The 14,323-nt window shown below is 45.9% G+C and carries 13 protein-coding genes; 6 read left to right on the forward strand and 7 right to left on the reverse strand.

The window, feature by feature from the left end:
• Positions 1 to 51 precede the first annotated feature (51 nt).
• Together cmoA and OH458_RS05875 are read right to left on the reverse strand one after the other, a co-directional pair.
• Entirely contained in the window at positions 52 to 789 is a 738-nt protein-coding gene (gene cmoA, locus OH458_RS05870; RefSeq protein WP_269977591.1) for a carboxy-S-adenosyl-L-methionine synthase CmoA, read from the reverse strand.
• A gap of 111 nt (positions 790 to 900) precedes the next feature.
• On the reverse strand, positions 901 to 1,782 hold the full coding sequence (locus OH458_RS05875; protein ID WP_269977592.1) for a DUF72 domain-containing protein: 882 nt from the start codon (positions 1,780 to 1,782) through the stop codon (positions 901 to 903).
• A 275-nt stretch (positions 1,783 to 2,057) separates the two neighbouring features.
• Between OH458_RS05875 and aspS the strand changes: the two genes are divergently transcribed.
• Positions 2,058 to 3,836, forward strand: coding sequence for an aspartate--tRNA ligase (gene aspS, locus OH458_RS05880; RefSeq protein WP_269977593.1), 1,779 nt, complete (start codon positions 2,058 to 2,060; stop codon positions 3,834 to 3,836).
• Positions 3,837 to 3,971: 135 nt separating this feature from the next.
• Here aspS and OH458_RS05885 read toward each other — a convergent pair whose 3' ends face one another.
• Positions 3,972 to 4,664, reverse strand: a complete 693-nt coding sequence (locus tag OH458_RS05885) for a pseudouridine synthase (RefSeq protein ID WP_269977594.1) — start codon at positions 4,662 to 4,664, stop codon at positions 3,972 to 3,974.
• A 289-nt stretch (positions 4,665 to 4,953) separates the two neighbouring features.
• Here OH458_RS05885 and OH458_RS05890 point away from each other — a divergent pair, with 289 nt between their 5' ends.
• Complete coding sequence (locus OH458_RS05890) at positions 4,954 to 7,179, forward strand: NADP-dependent isocitrate dehydrogenase (protein WP_269977595.1); 2,226 nt, start codon at positions 4,954 to 4,956, stop codon at positions 7,177 to 7,179.
• 90 nt (positions 7,180 to 7,269) lie between these two features.
• Here the strand turns inward: OH458_RS05890 and cspD are convergent, their stop codons facing one another.
• Positions 7,270 to 7,491 (reverse strand): cold shock domain-containing protein CspD, encoded by a 222-nt coding sequence (cspD, locus tag OH458_RS05895; RefSeq protein WP_005470476.1) that lies wholly within the window; start codon positions 7,489 to 7,491, stop codon positions 7,270 to 7,272.
• Between the two features lie 465 nt (positions 7,492 to 7,956).
• Between cspD and clpS the strand changes: the two genes are divergently transcribed.
• A complete protein-coding gene (gene clpS / locus OH458_RS05900; protein ID WP_005470535.1) occupies positions 7,957 to 8,277 on the forward strand; it encodes an ATP-dependent Clp protease adapter ClpS in 321 nt (106 codons plus the stop codon).
• A gap of 42 nt (positions 8,278 to 8,319) precedes the next feature.
• The gene (gene clpA, locus OH458_RS05905) at positions 8,320 to 10,590 is read left to right on the forward strand and encodes an ATP-dependent Clp protease ATP-binding subunit ClpA (RefSeq protein ID WP_269977596.1); all 2,271 of its coding nucleotides are present in this window, start codon (positions 8,320 to 8,322) and stop codon (positions 10,588 to 10,590) included.
• Positions 10,591 to 10,650: 60 nt separating this feature from the next.
• On the opposite strand, the gene OH458_RS05910 is transcribed toward clpA, so the two are convergent.
• Genes OH458_RS05910 through OH458_RS05920 form a run of 3 tightly spaced genes read right to left on the reverse strand, consistent with a single transcriptional unit; the run spans position 10,651 to position 13,011 of the window.
• Positions 10,651 to 11,247 carry a YdcF family protein gene (locus OH458_RS05910; protein ID WP_269977840.1) on the reverse strand — a complete coding sequence of 199 codons (597 nt, stop codon included), beginning with the start codon at positions 11,245 to 11,247 and terminating at the stop codon, positions 10,651 to 10,653.
• Positions 11,248 to 11,302: 55 nt separating this feature from the next.
• Entirely contained in the window at positions 11,303 to 12,124 is an 822-nt protein-coding gene (locus OH458_RS05915) for an NAD-dependent epimerase/dehydratase family protein (RefSeq protein WP_269977597.1), read from the reverse strand.
• Positions 12,121 to 13,011, reverse strand: a complete 891-nt coding sequence (locus OH458_RS05920; protein WP_269977598.1) for a LysR family transcriptional regulator — start codon at positions 13,009 to 13,011, stop codon at positions 12,121 to 12,123. The genes OH458_RS05915 and OH458_RS05920 overlap by 4 nt, the downstream gene beginning before the upstream one ends.
• Before the next feature lie 91 nt (positions 13,012 to 13,102).
• Between OH458_RS05920 and OH458_RS05925 the strand changes: the two genes are divergently transcribed.
• Positions 13,103 to 13,522 carry a PACE efflux transporter gene (locus OH458_RS05925; protein ID WP_269977599.1) on the forward strand — a complete coding sequence of 140 codons (420 nt, stop codon included), beginning with the start codon at positions 13,103 to 13,105 and terminating at the stop codon, positions 13,520 to 13,522.
• A 58-nt stretch (positions 13,523 to 13,580) separates the two neighbouring features.
• Complete coding sequence (locus tag OH458_RS05930) at positions 13,581 to 14,321, forward strand: substrate-binding periplasmic protein (protein ID WP_269977600.1); 741 nt, start codon at positions 13,581 to 13,583, stop codon at positions 14,319 to 14,321.
• Positions 14,322 to 14,323: the final 2 nt, after the last annotated feature.

Raw genomic sequence — 14,323 nt, forward strand, 5'->3', positions numbered from 1 at the left:
CACTGAGTAAGTAATTAAAAAATATAGCAAAGAGCGGGCTGTGTTCTGCCTCTATTTGATAGCGAACATTGAGCCAAAGTTAAAGCACTGGAACCAAACATCATAGCTGCTGAAGCCAATTTGAGCGAAACGCTCTTTGTGCTCTTTTTTCGAGTCTGGGCGCATGACGTTTTCAATTGCGCTCCGTTTTTGACTGATCTCGAGTTCACTGTATCCGTTGGCGCGTTTGAAATCATGGTGAAGATCGATAAGGAGCTCATTTGAGACCTGATCTTCGAATACAAATTTTTCAGATAGAATTAAAATACCGCCAGGGCGCAGTCCCGCGTAGATTTTTTCCAACAGCGTGTAGCGATCTTCTGGTGATAAGAACTGAAGGGTGAAGTTTAAGACGACAACGGACGCATTTTCGATATCAATATTGCGAATATCAGCTTCCACGACATTGACCGGCGTGTCGCTGCGGTACGCATTCACATGAAGTTTACAACGCTCTACCATCGCTGAAGAATTGTCGACAGCAATAATTTGACAACCTTCTTGTTTAATATGGCGACGCATTGAAAGTGTTGCCGCACCCAACGAACAGCCAAGGTCGTAAATGTTTGAGTGCGGTTTTACAAACCGTTCTGCCAGCATGCCAATTGCAGAAATGATGTTGCTGTAACCCGGCACCGAACGTTGAATCATGTCAGGAAAGACTTCCGCCACACGCTCATCGAAGGTGAAATCCCCAATTTTATCGATTGGAGCCGAAAAAATAGTATCTGGATTGCTCTTAGGGTTCATAAATCATTTCTCATCAGGCACAAACACGAAGTTTGCGTAGTCTACAGACGTTAAAAAGGCGCGTATTTTATGGGAAATTCGCGCCTATGTCATGCTTTGCCGCAATTGAGTTTAGAACATCTGTATTTGATTATTGCCATTATCGGCAGGAAAGCGGCTCAAATCCGGTAACGAACATGTTGTTTGCAGTTGTTGATAGAGTTTCAGTGCCAGTTCCGGTGCGATTAGATTGTCTGAAGTATGGATAAATAAGTAGGGTTGCTTTCCCTGTGAAATCCACTCTGGGAGCTTTTTTATCCAAGGCTGGAAAAAAGCGTTGTTGACGTCATCAACAGGGTGGCCAATAAAACGAATCATTGGATGGTCGGATGTGGCTATCGCGTGTACAGGGACTTTGGGCTTTTTCTTTTGCGCGTCCAATAGCGATTCATAGTGCGGGTGCGAGGGCGTGATCTGCTCTGAAAAAACAGGTCTGCTATCCATAATAATTCGGTCGTATTGTTGCTCTATCAACCACTGGTTGAGTGCTTTTTCTGCGTCCCCCTTGGCAAAAAAATCGGGATGACGTACTTCGATACCAATTGGAAAATTGGGTGGGAATAAGGTGCAAAAACGTTTCAGTGTATCCAAGTTTTGTGGGCCAAATGCGGCTGGCAGTTGAATCGTCCACTGACCAATACGCTCGTGTAAAGGCGCCATAATTTGCATGAACTCTTTTAACTGAGCTTGGCAACCTTTCAACATGTGTTGGTGGGTTATTGCTTGTGGCAATTTAAAGGTGAAACGGAAGTCTTCATGGGTGGCGGCTTTCCAGTTGTTCACCGTACTTGAACTTGGTGTAGCGTAAAAGGTGGTATTCCCCTCAACGGTGTGGAACACCTGCGCGTACTTTTCAAGGCGTTCGGCAGGCTTGGTACCGCTGCCGTAAAAGCTTTGTTGCCAGTTGTTGTGCGACCACATCGTGAGGCCAAGTCGAAGGGGTAAACTATCCATATCTCGTTATCGTTTTGAGTGTCTATATTTAGCTCATCAGAGCTTTGCCCAGAGGCCTGTAATAAGGCTATAATCTGCAGCTATTTTTCCATATTGCGACTGTTTTAAGCCGTTATTGGTTTAAAAAGCATCAATGGATAATAAATCGCAATAAATTGTACGCTAGGTGGTCGATTTCATCCCACTTTCAGCGTATAAATGGACTTTTGCTCTATCGATAACGTTAACATCGATAGATAGTAATCAACAAATTTTAAGAGATTGGGAATTTCATTATGCGTACCCATTACTGTGGTCACCTGAACAAGTCCCTTGCAGGACAAACTGTAGAACTTTGCGGCTGGGTTAACCGTCGTCGTGATTTAGGCGGTCTTATTTTTATCGATATGCGAGATCGTGAAGGCGTTGTTCAGGTAGTTGTCGATCCAGATATGGCAGACGCGTATGAGGTGGCTAACACACTGCGTAATGAATTCTGTATCAAGCTAACGGGTGAAGTTCGCGTTCGTCCAGACAGCCAAGTAAACAAAGACATGGCAACAGGTGAAGTTGAAATCATCGCTAAAGGCCTTGAGATCATCAATCGCTCAGATGTGCTACCTCTAGACTTCAACCAGAAGAACTCAGAAGAGCAACGTCTGAAGTACCGTTACCTGGATCTACGTCGTCCAGAAATGAGCGACCGCATCAAGCTACGTGCTAAAGCGTCTAGCTTTGTTCGTCGTTTCCTAGATGACAACGGCTTCCTAGACATCGAAACACCAGTACTAACTAAAGCGACACCAGAAGGCGCTCGTGACTACCTAGTACCAAGCCGTGTGCACAAAGGCAGCTACTACGCGCTTCCTCAGTCTCCACAGCTGTTCAAACAGCTTCTAATGATGTCTGGTTTTGACCGTTACTACCAAATCGTTAAGTGTTTCCGTGATGAAGACTTGCGTGCTGACCGTCAACCAGAATTCACTCAGATCGATATCGAAACGTCATTCATGACGGCTGACGAAGTTCGTGCAACGACTGAAAAAATGGTTCGCGATATGTGGCAAGAGCTACTAAGCGTTGACCTAGGTGAATTCCCGGTAATGCCGTTCAGCGAAGCAATTCGTCGTTTCGGTAGCGACAAGCCAGACCTACGTAACCCACTTGAGTTAGTCGACGTTGCTGACCTAGTAAAAGACGTTGAATTCAAAGTTTTCTCAGGTCCTGCAAACGATGAGAAAGGTCGCGTTGCGGTAATCCGCGTTCCTGGTGGTGCGTCACTGACTCGTAAACAAATCGACGGTTACGGTGAGTTTGTAGGCATCTACGGTGCGAAAGGTCTAGCTTGGATGAAGGTCAACGACCGCGCTGCAGGCTTGGAAGGTATCCAATCTCCAGTAGCTAAGTTCCTAAGCGAAGACGTGATTAACGGTATCTTGGATCGCACTCAAGCGGAATCTGGCGACATCATCCTATTCGGTGCAGACAAAGCGAACATCGTTGCTGAAGCTCTAGGCGCACTTCGTCTTAAGTTAGGTAAAGATTTAGAGTTGACAGACGAGAACGCATGGGCGCCGCTATGGGTTGTAGACTTCCCAATGTTCGAAGAAGACGACGAAGGCAACCTACACGCAATGCACCACCCATTCACATCACCTCTAGGTGTGACTGCGGAAGAGCTAAAAGCGAACCCAGCAGCTGCAAACTCTAACGCTTACGACATGGTTCTAAACGGCTACGAAGTGGGCGGTGGTTCCGTTCGTATCCACGATGCAGAAATGCAAGCGGCAGTCTTTGACATTCTGGGCATCGAAGCTGATGAGCAACAACTGAAATTCGGCTTCCTACTGGACGCTCTAAAATTCGGTACGCCTCCACACGCTGGTCTTGCTTTCGGTCTAGACCGTCTGGTGATGCTGCTATGTGGTACAGAGAACATCCGTGATGTTATCGCGTTCCCTAAAACAACAGCGGCGGCGTGTCTACTAACAGACGCACCAAGCCTTGCTAACCCAGCAGCGCTTGAAGAGCTAGCGATTGCAGTTACGGCAGCAGAGAAGAAAGAAGAAGAGTAAGCTACTCTTTCCATCTGAATAGCAAAAGCCGCTTCAACTGAAGCGGCTTTTTTGTATTTGGAAGCCCATAATATATACCGTCATTACGTCTAGCGACGAAGGAGCGGTTGGGAATCTCTAAAGACGTTCGACTTTCTATAACGCTATCTCTTTCCACTCACCTGGCTGCAAGTCACCTAATGTCACATCACCCATCGAATAACGAATCAAACGTAGGGTAGGGAAGCCGATATTAGCGGTCATGCGGCGCACTTGTCGATTTCGTCCTTCAATGATGGTGATCGCTAACCAAGTGGTTGGAATATTCGCTCTGAAACGCACTGGTGGGTTACGTTCCCACACTTCGGGGGATTCCATGACCTTGACTTGGGCTGGAAGAGTCATGCCATCTTTAAGCTCAACCCCTTTACGCAATTTATCAAGATCTGCCTCAGATGGGGCACCATCAACCTGTACCCAGTAGGTTTTTGGTGACTTTGAGCTTGGTTGAGTTAAACGCGCCTGTAAGATACCGTCATTGGTTAGTACCATGAGCCCTTCACTGTCTCGATCCAGTCGGCCCGCGGCATAAACATCTTTAACTGAGATAAAGTCAGCTAGGGTTTTGCGACCGTCTCCATCCGTAAATTGGCTTAAGGTATCAAATGGCTTGTTAAACGCGATTACCTTGCGATCCTCTGGCGCGATTTTGGGTTTACTGCTGGCGGTTTTTTTGCGATTGCGCGAAGAATGCTTAGCGCTTGTTCTGTGACTAGATGGACGTTTAAAACCGGGTTTTCCATTCCTAACGGACGAAGAACTAGACTCACGACGTGAGCGTGGTGACATGTTAACTACCTTGCAAAAATGTAAATGAAGTGTGGGTAAAACTTTTAACCAAGTGCGGAATAAGCTACCATTTGCGCGCCCAAAAACAGGATTGGCGAACAAGATAATAGACTATTCTGCCAAATTTGTTTAATTATAACGAAACGCTCTCAAGGATGTCGCACGCTGGCGACGAAAAAATAAAGAGACGGGCAAAGCGCAACAAGTGAGGGGATTATTCATAACTTGTTAGCGAACACACACATAGGACCAATCACCAACGGTCCAGTCAGAACAATAGGGAAATTTCATGCCTACAGAAAAACCTACAATTATCTATACAATTACCGATGAAGCACCTGCGCTAGCAACTTATTCACTACTGCCGATTATCCAATCATTTACTGCTTCTTCAGGTATTAACGTTGATACACGTGATATCTCTCTAGCTGGGCGTATTATTGCTAACTTCCCAGAGCACCTAACCGAAGAGCAACGCATTGGCGATGCATTATCAGAGCTTGGCGAGCTTGCGAAAACTCCAGAAGCAAACATCATTAAACTGCCAAACATCTCTGCTTCAATTCCTCAGTTGAAAGCCGCGATCAAAGAGCTGCAAGAGAAGGGTTACAACCTACCTAACTACCCAGAAGAGCCAAGCACGTACGAAGAAGAAGCGATCAAAGCAACGTACGACAAAATCAAAGGCAGTGCGGTAAACCCAGTTCTACGTGAAGGTAACTCAGACCGTCGTGCACCTTTATCAGTTAAGAACTATGCGAAGAAAAATCCTCATTCAATGGGTGCATGGTCTGCAGATTCTAAATCTCACGTTTCTAGCATGTCTGACAACGACTTCTTTGGCAGTGAAAAATCACACACAGTAGACGGCGCAACAGAAGTTAAGATTGAATTCGTTGGCGCGGATGGTGCAGTCAAAGAGCTAAAGGGTGCTTTCCCACTACAAGACAAAGAAATTATCGACTGTTCAGTCATGAACAAGAAAGCGTTAGTCGAGTTCTTTGAAACGCAAATCGCAAAAGCAAAAGAGCAAGACGTTCTTTTATCACTTCACATGAAAGCAACCATGATGAAAGTGTCGGACCCAGTTATCTTCGGTCATGCGGTTAAGGTTTACTACAAAGACGTGTTCGCGAAGTACGGCGAGCTATTTGACAAGCTAGGCGTTGACGTAAACAACGGTATCGGCGACGTATACGCTAAGATCCAAGCGCTTCCTGCCGCTCAAAAAGAAGAAATCGAAGCGGCGCTACAGGCTGTTTACGAAACTCAACCACCATTAGCGATGGTTGATTCTGACCGTGGTATCACCAACCTACACGTACCAAGCGACATCATCGTTGATGCTTCTATGCCGGCAATGCTGCGTTCGTCTGGTCAAATGTGGGGACCAGATGGTAAGCAGAAAGATACCAAAGCAATGATTCCAGATCGCAGCTATGCAGGTATCTACCAAGCGGTTATCGACTTCTGTAAAGAAAACGGTGCCTTTGACCCAACCACAATGGGTAGCGTGCCAAACGTGGGTCTAATGGCTCAAAAAGCTGAGGAATACGGTTCACACGATAAGACGTTCATTCTCGACGCTGCGGGCACAGTGCGTGTTGTTGATGCGTCTGGCGCAGTGCTACTTGAGCAATCGGTAGAAGAAGGCGATATCTTCCGTATGTGTCAGGTGAAAGACGCGCCAGTCCAAGATTGGGTTAAGCTAGCGGTGACACGTGCTCGTGCAACTGGTGTACCCGCCGTTTTCTGGCTCGATGAAGACCGTGCACACGATGCTCAGCTCATCAAGAAAGTAAACGCATACCTTCCACAGCACGATACGTCAGGGTTAGAGATCAAGATCTTGGCTCCACTAGAAGCGTGTCAATTCTCTCTTGTTCGTATCAAAGAAGGTAAAGACACTATCTCAGTCACTGGTAACGTACTGCGTGATTACCTAACTGACTTGTTCCCAATTCTAGAGCTGGGTACTTCGGCGAAGATGCTTTCTATCGTTCCGCTAATGAACGGTGGTGGTCTATTTGAAACGGGGGCTGGTGGTTCTGCTCCGAAACACGTTCAACAGGTAGAAAAAGAAAATCACCTACGTTGGGACTCTCTTGGTGAGTTCTTAGCTCTTGCGGCATCACTAGAGCACCTGAGCACAGTCGTTGGCAACCCGAAAGCGCAAGTTCTTGCTGATGCGCTAGATAAAGCAACAGGTGATTTCCTAGATAACAACAAGTCGCCATCGCGTCGTGTTGGTGAGCTAGACAACCGTGGTAGCCACTACTACCTAGCAACTTACTGGGCGCAAGCACTTGCAAGTCAAACCGCTGACGCAGAATTAGCGGCTGAGTTCGCTCCAATCGCAGAAGCACTTGCAGCGAATGAAGAAAAGATCGTTGCCGAGCTAAATGATGCTCAAGGGGTTGCGGCAGACCTTGGTGGTTACTACGCGCCTGCATTTGAGAAAGCAGCGCCGCTAATGCGTCCAAGCACAACACTAAACAGCATCATCAATCGATAATGATGGTTTAGAGCAATAAAAAACCCGCTACTTAGCGGGTTTTTTCTTTACTGATATATGTGTTTAGTGGTTATTTCACTATGGCAGCGGTTATTTAGCTAGTTGAGCTTCCACTGGTGTTACAACACTTGCGTGAGAACCCTTTGGACCTTCTTCCACTTCAAAGTTGACTTGTTGGCCTGCTTTCAGAGTACGATAACCATCCATCTGAATTGTGGAGTAGTGTGCAAACACATCCCCGTCTTCACCTTCTGGACAGATAAAACCAAATCCCTTGGCGTTGTTAAACCATTTTACTGTACCTGTAGCCATGCTATACATCCCTCATGCATTTTGTTACTGATGTTGTTTGAACGTTCACAGTTCTTCCATTGTGAACAAAAAGTGAATTTCCATTCAGCCGCTGCCAAATTTTCAGTCACTATTTGACCAATTTAGCCAATGATTGAGCACAGTCAATAAGAAAAAGGTCTTAGACTCTACATATTTGCAAACAAATCACTTTTGAGATTTACATTTTTATAACTATGTGAGCGATATTCACGTGTAACCCATTTTTGTCTTGAATGGTTTTTGGTTTCTTTTTAATCAATTAGATAGATAAATCCAAACCGGAAGAATCTTTTATTTGCAGCCACTCAATTGCTGCATTAGTCTCTAAGTAAGGGCAAAACGTTTCTTATCGATTTATGCCCCCAAATCTAAGAGCTAAATTCAAAACTTCTGCTCACTATAGTGGTAAAATTAAAGCAAGTCGTACATCAACGTTGATAGATCATGAGCAAGCATTTTGAATGGGTGACTCCAGACTCAGATTTACTGGAGTTAGAAAAAACAAAAGTTAAACCACCATCCATGTATAACGTCGTACTAAATAACGATGACTACACGCCGATGGACTTTGTAATTGAAATTCTGGAACGTTTTTTTTCAATGGATGCGGACAAAGCAACCCAGGTGATGCTCCAAGTGCATTATGAAGGGAAAGCGATTTGTGGCACATATACTGCCGAAGTTGCTGAAACCAAAGTGGCCCAAGTCACGATGTATTCCAAGGAAAATGAGCATCCTTTGCTTTGTACAATGGAACAAGCGTGAGGTTTGTTCGTACAACCTGAGTTGTTGTTGAAGGAGGTACTTATGCTAAATAAAGAATTAGAGTCGAGCCTGAACAGTGCGTTCTCTCGAGCTCGAGACAAGCGACATGAGTTTATGACTGTCGAGCACCTCCTGCTAGCATTGCTGGAAAATGATGCAGCTAGAGAAGCTCTTCAAGCTTGTCAGGCCGATATTGAGGCTCTCAGAAATGAGCTCGATATTTTTATTGACCAAACAACGCCTCTTATCCCAGAAAATGATGAGACTCGAGAAACCCAACCAACGCTGAGCTTTCAACGTGTGCTACAGCGAGCGGTTTTCCACGTCCAATCTTCTGGTCGAAGCGAAGTGACTGGCGCCAACGTTTTGGTCGCTATTTTTAGCGAGCAAGAGTCTCACGCGGCCTACTTACTCAAGAAGAATGATGTTAGCCGTTTAGACATCGTTAACTTCATCTCCCACGGCATCACGAAGGCCTCCAGCGCAGGCGATGATGCCTCATCTCACGATTCATTTAGCAGTGATAATGTTGAGGAAAGCGGCTCTGAGGAGCGTTTAGAAAGTTTTGCTACAAACCTAAACCAAGTGGCTAAGCAAGGCCAAATTGATCCATTGATTGGGCGCGATAAAGAGCTTGAACGAACAATTCAAGTCTTGTGTCGTCGCCGCAAAAACAACCCACTTTTGGTTGGTGAAGCTGGGGTAGGTAAAACTGCCATTGCGGAAGGTTTAGCGTGGAGAATTGTAGAAGGGCAAGTACCTGAAATCATCCAAGATAGCGTAATTTACTCGCTAGATATCGGTTCTTTGCTCGCAGGTACTAAATACCGTGGTGACTTTGAGAAACGTTTTAAAGCGATTCTCAAGCAGCTAGAAAAAGAAGACGATGCGATTCTTTTCATTGATGAAATCCATACCATCATTGGTGCGGGTGCTGCGTCAGGCGGGCAAGTCGATGCAGCAAACCTAATCAAGCCGCTTCTAAGTAGTGGCAAACTCCGCTGTATTGGTTCGACTACATACCAAGAATACAGCAACATCTTTGAAAAAGAGCGTGCCTTGTCTCGTCGTTTCCAAAAGATTGACGTGGTTGAACCTTCGGTTGATGACACGACCAAGATTTTGATGGGTCTAAAAACCAAGTATGAAGCGCACCACGAGGTTCGTTATACCAACAAAGCACTTCGTGCCGCGGTCGAGCTGTCTGCCAAGTACATTAATGAACGCCACCTGCCGGATAAGGCTATCGACGTTATTGATGAAGCCGGGGCTCGTAGCCGTTTAGCGCCAGCAAGTCGTCGTAAGAAAACGGTCGGTGTCGCTGATATTGAAGCCATGGTGGCTAAGATGGCGCGTATCCCTGAGAAGTCAGTGTCTTCATCAGACAAAGAGATCCTAAAAAATCTTGATGAGAAGATGAAGATGTTGGTGTTCGGACAAGATGATGCGATTGATGTACTAAGTGAGGCGATTAAGCTAACCCGTGCGGGGCTGGGTGCCGAGAATAAACCTGTCGGCTCTTTCTTGTTTGCAGGCCCTACAGGGGTGGGTAAAACGGAAGTGACGGTACAACTTTCCAAACTGCTAGGCATCGAGCTATTGCGCTTTGATATGTCTGAGTATGGTGAGCGCCACTCAGTGAGTCGATTGATCGGTGCGCCTCCAGGTTATGTCGGTTACGACCAAGGTGGTTTGCTGACCGATGCGGTCATTAAGAACCCTCATGCCGTCGTGTTGCTAGACGAGATCGAAAAAGCGCACCCAGACATCTTTAACTTGCTCCTTCAAGTCATGGATAACGGTACGCTTACAGACAATAACGGACGTAAAGCTGATTTCCGCAATGTCATATTGGTGATGACAACCAATGCTGGCGTACAAATGACCGAGAAGAAATCGATCGGTCTGATCCAGCAAGATCACAGCCATGATGCGATGTCAGAAATCAAGAAAGTGTTCACACCGGAGTTTCGCAACCGCTTGGATAACATCATTTGGTTTAATAGCCTAGATGAGCACGTTATTCATCAGGTGGTGGATAAGTTCATTGTCGAGTTGCAGGCTCAACTGGATGTTCGCGGCGTGTCACTGGAAGTGTCAGATGATGCTCGCCACTGGTTGGCAACGAAAGGCTATGACAAAGCGATGGGCGCAAGACCAATGGGACGAGTCATCCAAGAGAAACTCAAGAAGCCGTTGGCGAATGAGTTGCTGTTTGGTTGCTTAGTCGATGGCGGTACGGTGAAAGTCAATCTGAAAGGTGAAGAACTCAAGTTTGAATATCTGAGCGAGAAAGAAGCGGCTGTTCACTAAAACGTAGCTGTTTAAGCGTAAGGCAAAAGCCAGAGTATTTACTCTGGCTTTTTCATTTCTCTACTCATTGTCGTGAAACACGGCTCTTAAGGCTTTGAATGACATTTCAATGCTGTCAGGGATTTCTTGCTCAATTTGATAGCCCATCGCTGGGTAACGCTTGATTCGGTCGAAGTCCCCCAACATCGCTCGCACAGTGGTATCGAGGTCAATATCATCGTTAAAGTAGTCGCTAAACTCAATACGGGGTGAGGTGACACAAAAACGCTCTAAAACACTAGGCCATTGCTTTATAAATGTCGCATACGTTCTTCTTTCCATATAAGGCTTTTGGACAAGTATGAAGGAAGAAAAACGGTGACCAAGTTGGTCTAACAACGAGGCAGTATAAAGAACATTCTCGCCGGTGTTGGTCGCTTTGTTTTCGACAATAATGGCATTGCTCGGAACGCCCATATCTTTTGCAATGCCTGCGAAGGTCTCCGCTTCAGATTTATCGAAGACGCCGTCGGTAAGACGTCCAACACCGCCAGAGAAAATCAGCGTCTTCGCCCATCCCTCAAGATAAAGCTGTGCTGCGTATTCCGCGACACGCAAGTCATTGCTGCCGAGCACGAAGATACAGTCAGAGACTTGCAGTTTGTGCCCGAGCTGCATATACGACCAAAGTTGTTCTATATGTTGATATAGCTTCAAAGGACGTCCTTATGGTTTAGACCAACTCAAGAGTGTGCTGATGGTGGAAGCGGTAGCCAAGCTCCAGTAGTGAATCAGCCAAAATCAGTTTGTCGGCGATAGAAACGATAGGCGGTAAAGGGTCGGTTGAACCAACGTTATCAAGAGCAGCTTGATAAAACTCAGCCTTGCTCACCGTGTTGGGAGTTGTTGCGTTGACCACGACATTTTTATCTAGCGTTGAGACGAAGCTGACCGCCCCAATTGCGTCTGTTAGATGGAGCATGTTTGCGGGAGCGAGATCGCTGACCTGCTTTAGCCTTGGAGCGAATCGAGAAGGATGTCGATCAGGGCCAACAAGACCACTGCATCGCACGATGGCAAATTTCAATCCTGAGTCTTTGACATACTGCTCAGCGAGTAACATGATTTTGGCTTTCTCGCTGAACGAATCGTGCTGTTCACTGAGTATTAACGATGCGTGTTCTTCAGACATCGGCTCCGCGGTACTTGGATAAACCGTCGTTGAACTCACCATGACAACTTTACCCACGTTAGCTGTTTGACAGGCGTGAACGAGCTTGCGCCAATGTTCTGCATACTGCTGACCACCTCCAGCGCGAAAGCCTGGAGGAAAACAACCAATAACAATGTCGGGCGCTTGGTTTTGCAGGTGTGAGACCAAGGAGTCTTCAGCCTCATTTAGATCGCAGTGAAAAGCGTTAAGCGCTTCTTCTTGTAGCGTTTTTACACCTTCGACGGTTGTTTTGCTGACGTAAACTTTATGTCCAATCGTCTCGAGGTAGTGTGCCAGAGGTCGGCCAAGCCAGCCCCCTCCAATGACAGTAATCGTTTTCACATTTCACTCCCTGTAATTAAATCTCGTATTTCACTGCGTAGCATCTTGTGAATAGGTAAAGCGCTGCAGCTAGGGTGCTGGATAACATCGACGTTCGCATGCCAAGTCAGTCTCTCGAACTCTACAGGAACACGAACCACGTCCCCCGTATCCAATAAGGGTTTGACCATGTGAGTAGGTAGTCCTCCCCAACCAAACCCTCGATTAATCAGGTCCATAAGGATGTAGTAGTTGTCAGCATACCAAACATTTGGGCTGTAAGCTTTTTGAAAACTGCTCGTCTTCGCGGTTTTAGAACGTATCAGCAGCTGACGGTGTAAGGTTAAGTTTTCAAGTTTTGGTGAGGTCGCTTTGGCCAGCTCATGTTGGCTCGAGACGTAAACATCAAACTCAATACTCCCCACCGATTCAAAATCGATACCGACGGGAAGATCCAGCTCCGAAAACAAGATCCCAGTCGTTGCACGTTTTGAAACCACTAGTTCGATCACATCAACGCTCGAGGCAGCTAGGAACTCAAAGCTCACTCCTGGATAACGATCCAGAAGTCGATGGATCGCTCCATAGAGCTGTGAAGTCGGAATACCTTCATCAATTGCGATAGATAGATTAGTTTGTTCTTGATTGAATATCTGCTCAGCACTTTGTTTTAGCCTGTTGTGCTGCTGTAACGTTGCTCGAGCATGAGGCAGCAACTGCTGTCCCTCGCTGGTTAAAACAGGGTAGCGACCCGTCCGATCAAAGAGATCGAAACCACTGTCTATTTCGAGGTTGATGATGTGTTGACTGATGGCAGACTGCACTTTGTTCAATGAGCGAGCCGCAGCGGAAAATGAGCCGCTCTCCACAGTGGCAACAAACGCTTGGAGTTGTTCAATGCTAAACATATCTTTAATACTAATAGTACCTAACTATATTCCATCATAATTACTCATGATAATAGTCGCAAATGATTGCAAACTTATTGTGAGAGATACAATGAAATCCAAAGAAAGAGTTTTTCACGCTGTGCTGTTTGAAATGGTCGCATTAGCGATACTGATTCCAGCGTCTGCGGTTGTAACAGGGAAGGGCGCGAGCGATCTTGCCATGGTGGGTATTGGTTTAAGCTTATTTACCGTTGTTTGGAATTACCAATACAACATCTTATTTGATCGCTGTTTTGGTGGCGACAGAGAGCAGCGATCGTTGAAGCTTCGCATCGGACATACCGCGGGATTTGAAGGTGGTTTGATATTTATCACGGTACCGAGTATTGCTTGGTTTCTCGATATCTCCATCATTGATGCCCTATTGTTAGAGGCTGGGTTTTTGGTGTTCTTTTTATTTTATGCAACAGGGTTTAATTGGTTCTACGATCGATATCAACCATACCGCTTTATCCATGTAAGTCGCTAGATTATTGACGTTCCGAGCCTATCCTTATAGAAAGGATTTCGGTTTGTGGGAGAAGAGAATGAAGTGGTGGCTAGTTCTATTCTTTGTGTGTAGTAGTGCTCAAGCGCAAAAAGTCTATATGACATCGCTTGATTGGCCGCCGTATTCTGGAGAGACACTTGTTGAGAATGGACTCTCAGTCGCCATCGCACGTGAAGCGTTTGCGGTGATGGGGTATGAACTCATTGTAGAGTTTAAACCTTGGGTTAGGACGGTAACCACGGCATCAAAGAGGGAAAAGTATATTGGTTATTTTCCTGAGTATGCGTTTGAAACTGAGGACTTTGTCTTCTCTGATTCTATTGGATCTGGACCATTAGGGTTTGTTCAACATAGGGAGAAGCCAATATTGTGGTCAGAGTTGACTGATTTATCTGATTATCGGATTGGTGTTGTCCAAGGCTATGTCAACACGCAAGCCTTCGATGACTTAGTGGATAAAGGGGAACTCAGCGTTGAAGCGGCAGAGAATGACATTCTCAACATCTACAAAGTCGCCAAAGGCAGAGTCGAATTAGCGGTGATCGATGCCAATGTACTGCGTTACTTCATTGAGATCGATCCTCGGCGAGAAGTGCTTCAGAGTCGAGTAGAAATGAACCGCCAACTATTAGAAGTGAAGCATCTGTATTTAGCGTTTAAAAACACCCCTGAAGGGCACAGTTGGCGGCGTATATTCAATCAGGGTTTAAGGCAAATTGACATAGAAAGCATCGAAGCTCGCCTATTGGACACAACTTCCCTTAAACGTTTGCAATGAGT

Source organism: Vibrio sp. MarTm2 (assembly GCF_027587055.1).
GTDB classification, from domain to species: domain Bacteria; phylum Pseudomonadota; class Gammaproteobacteria; order Enterobacterales; family Vibrionaceae; genus Vibrio; species Vibrio sinaloensis_D.

Bases quoted from the DNA above. Each gene is read 5' to 3' on its own strand.
- cmoA (WP_269977591.1), bottom strand. From the start codon at position 789: ATGAACCCTAAGAGCAATCCAGATACTATTTTTTCGGCTCCAATCGAT.
- OH458_RS05875 (WP_269977592.1), bottom strand. From the start codon at position 1,782: ATGGATAGTTTACCCCTTCGACTTGGCCTCACGATGTGGTCGCACAAC.
- OH458_RS05910 (WP_269977840.1), bottom strand. From the start codon at position 11,247: ATGCAGCTCGGGCACAAACTGCAAGTCTCTGACTGTATCTTCGTGCTC.
- OH458_RS05920 (WP_269977598.1), bottom strand. From the start codon at position 13,011: ATGTTTAGCATTGAACAACTCCAAGCGTTTGTTGCCACTGTGGAGAGC.
- cspD (WP_005470476.1), bottom strand. From the start codon at position 7,491: ATGGCTACAGGTACAGTAAAATGGTTTAACAACGCCAAGGGATTTGGT.
- OH458_RS05925 (WP_269977599.1), top strand. From the start codon at position 13,103: ATGAAATCCAAAGAAAGAGTTTTTCACGCTGTGCTGTTTGAAATGGTC.
- clpA (WP_269977596.1), top strand. From the start codon at position 8,320: ATGCTAAATAAAGAATTAGAGTCGAGCCTGAACAGTGCGTTCTCTCGA.
- OH458_RS05885 (WP_269977594.1), bottom strand. From the start codon at position 4,664: ATGTCACCACGCTCACGTCGTGAGTCTAGTTCTTCGTCCGTTAGGAAT.
- OH458_RS05930 (WP_269977600.1), top strand. From the start codon at position 13,581: ATGAAGTGGTGGCTAGTTCTATTCTTTGTGTGTAGTAGTGCTCAAGCG.
- OH458_RS05890 (WP_269977595.1), top strand. From the start codon at position 4,954: ATGCCTACAGAAAAACCTACAATTATCTATACAATTACCGATGAAGCA.
- clpS (WP_005470535.1), top strand. From the start codon at position 7,957: ATGAGCAAGCATTTTGAATGGGTGACTCCAGACTCAGATTTACTGGAG.
- aspS (WP_269977593.1), top strand. From the start codon at position 2,058: ATGCGTACCCATTACTGTGGTCACCTGAACAAGTCCCTTGCAGGACAA.